This window comes from Curvibacter lanceolatus ATCC 14669 (assembly GCF_000381265.1).
Classification (GTDB): Bacteria; Pseudomonadota; Gammaproteobacteria; order Burkholderiales; family Burkholderiaceae_C; genus Curvibacter; species Curvibacter lanceolatus.
This window is the reverse complement of sequence record NZ_KB906318.1, coordinates 1-2043: the sequence shown is the minus strand read 5'-3', so window position 1 is coordinate 2043 and position 2043 is coordinate 1. Positions and strand designations below refer to the sequence as shown.

3 protein-coding genes are annotated in these 2043 nt (G+C 67.3%); all 3 read right to left on the bottom strand.

Translation table 11 applies throughout. The features are described from left to right. Nucleotides 1-82: 82 nt before the first annotated feature. Genes F624_RS0131915 through F624_RS0131905 form a run of 3 tightly spaced genes read right to left on the bottom strand, consistent with a single transcriptional unit; the run spans nucleotide 83 to nucleotide 1931 of the window. The gene (locus F624_RS0131915; RefSeq protein ID WP_019578417.1) at nucleotides 83-451 is read right to left on the bottom strand and encodes a hypothetical protein; all 369 of its coding nucleotides are present in this window, start codon (nucleotides 449-451) and stop codon (nucleotides 83-85) included. Beyond that, the gene (locus F624_RS33830) at nucleotides 448-1449 is read right to left on the bottom strand and encodes a helix-turn-helix domain-containing protein (RefSeq protein WP_084679911.1); all 1002 of its coding nucleotides are present in this window, start codon (nucleotides 1447-1449) and stop codon (nucleotides 448-450) included. Before F624_RS33830 ends, F624_RS0131915 begins: the two co-directional genes overlap by 4 nt. Nucleotides 1450-1454: 5 nt before the next feature. Further along, nucleotides 1455-1931, bottom strand: coding sequence for a phage regulatory CII family protein (locus tag F624_RS0131905; protein ID WP_019578415.1), 477 nt, complete (start codon nucleotides 1929-1931; stop codon nucleotides 1455-1457). Between the last annotated feature and the right edge of the window lie 112 nt (nucleotides 1932-2043).

Below are 2043 nucleotides of genomic sequence, written 5' to 3'. Positions count from 1 at the left end.
TGGCTCACGCGGGCTTCGCTCAGGCCCACCATCTCGGCGAACTCGGCTTGCGAGATGGGCTGGTCCAGTAGGGGGATGAGCTTCACTTAACCCCCTTAGGGCACTCACGCAACAGCCCGAGCGGGCGGTGCGAATTACCCGCGTTGGCCCCTTGCCGGGAGGACCCGCAGGCCCGGGGGGTGGGGGCCCTGCCCTGCTCTACCGGGTCGACGTGGTCGCCAGCCTGGTCATCGAGCCTGCCGGCCGTGGCCACGTAGCGCACGCCGCTGCGGTGGCGCAGTTCCTGGACGGCGTTGGTGTCCAGGGTGTTGCGCAGTGCCCAGCCTGCAGCGCTCGAGGGCCAACCGGTGATGACCACGATCTCGCGCAGGGTCAGCGGGCCCAGGCGCAGGAGTTGGGTGAGGATGTAGGTTCGGGTCATGGTGGTGGCCATGGTCGTGGTGGTGGTCATGCCGTGCGCCTTTGCGACCAGGGTCCGGCACCGGCTGCAGCGAACACCCGTTCGCGGTAGCGGCGGTTGTGCTCGAGCAGTTCGTCGTCGGTGTAGGCATTGCCGAGCTCAGCCATGGAGTACGGCAAGCCCAGGCGTTGGCCCATGGCCCGCACGCCGTCCTTGCTCTCCCACCACAGGTCCTGCAGCCCCAGTTGGGCCTGGGGCGAGGGCTCGTCCCGCCAGCGCCGGCCTGCCAGCCACTTGGACGGCATGGGGATGAAGCGGCCGCCCTCGCGCATCCAGGCCGGGCCACCCTGCTGTGCCCGGATGGCGGCGAGCATGCAGGCCTGCAGCTCAGCGTCAGGAGCCAAGCGGTTCCACTCGCGGCGGGCAGCGTCTTCGTTGGCCCGCTTGGGGTAGGCCTGCCAGAAGGCGTCGAAGCCCGGGGCGTTGGGGATTGCGGACTGTGGACCGCGGGTTTGGCTTTGGGATGAACTCATCGACCCGCACGCGCCCCCCGCTGCGGCGGGGGTACCGGGGGTGTCGGGGAAGTTGGGGGTTAGGGGGTTATTTGATTCATGACGGTTCTTGACGGTTAGTGTCCGCGTGGCGGACCGGTTGAGTCCGCCACGCGGACTGGTTGGGTCCGCCTGGCGTACCGGTTTGCGTGGCGGACCGGTCCGCGTGGCGTACTGGTTCGGCACACGTTTGGGGGGTTGTGCGGCAGGGTGGACGCCTTCGGACTCAGCGCCCTCTTCCACGTACAAGTCGGGCTCGACCCAGTACACGGTCTTGCGCCCGTTGGAGCGGTCGGCCCGCAGGATGCAGCGCTCCTCGAGCCAAGAGATGGCCTCGATCACAGCGGTGCGGCCGAAGCAGGTGCGCTCGCACAAACGTTCGATCGATGGCCAGCAGTAGCCCTCATCGTTGGCCATGTCGGCCAGCGAGATGAGCACGGCCTTGGCCGGGGGGCGCATCCTGATGGGCCAGCAAAGCGCCATGATCACGGTACTCATGGTGCTCAGTCCCCCAGCCGCGGCGCCCGCATGCTCTCGGGCTTGCCGTGGTCGTAGGCCGCCCGCAGGTAAGTGACGATCTCCTGCCCGATGGCCACGTGGGCCAGCCAGCGTTTCTCGAGCTCCTGCAGGTCGTTGTAGTTGGGCCGGGCCTTGGAGGCGGCCGCCGCCTCGATCTCCAGCACCCGGGCGAAGCTGGCCCCGAGTTGGCTGAGCAGGTACATCGGATCGGCGCCGCTCAACTGGTGGTTCATCGCGATGACCGTGCAGCCCAGCGCCTCGGCGAAGGCGTTCAGGATGGCCTTGCTGCCGGTGACCTGCGAGATCTTCACGGCATCGCGCAGGCCCAACTTGGCGGCGCCCGCCTCCAGGATCTCGCTGGCGAGGCTCGATGGGTTCTTCTCCATGAGCATGGCCACCACCTTGGTGCTGCCCGGGTAACCGCGCACGGCCGCCTCCGCCGCTGCGACGACATCAGTCATTTTGAAAATCCCCTTTGAAATTTGAAATACGGCCAGCGCGGCTGGACCAGAAACTGGAGGGCATGAACACAGACCCAACCCAAAGCCAGAAAGGCACACCGATGGACATGAA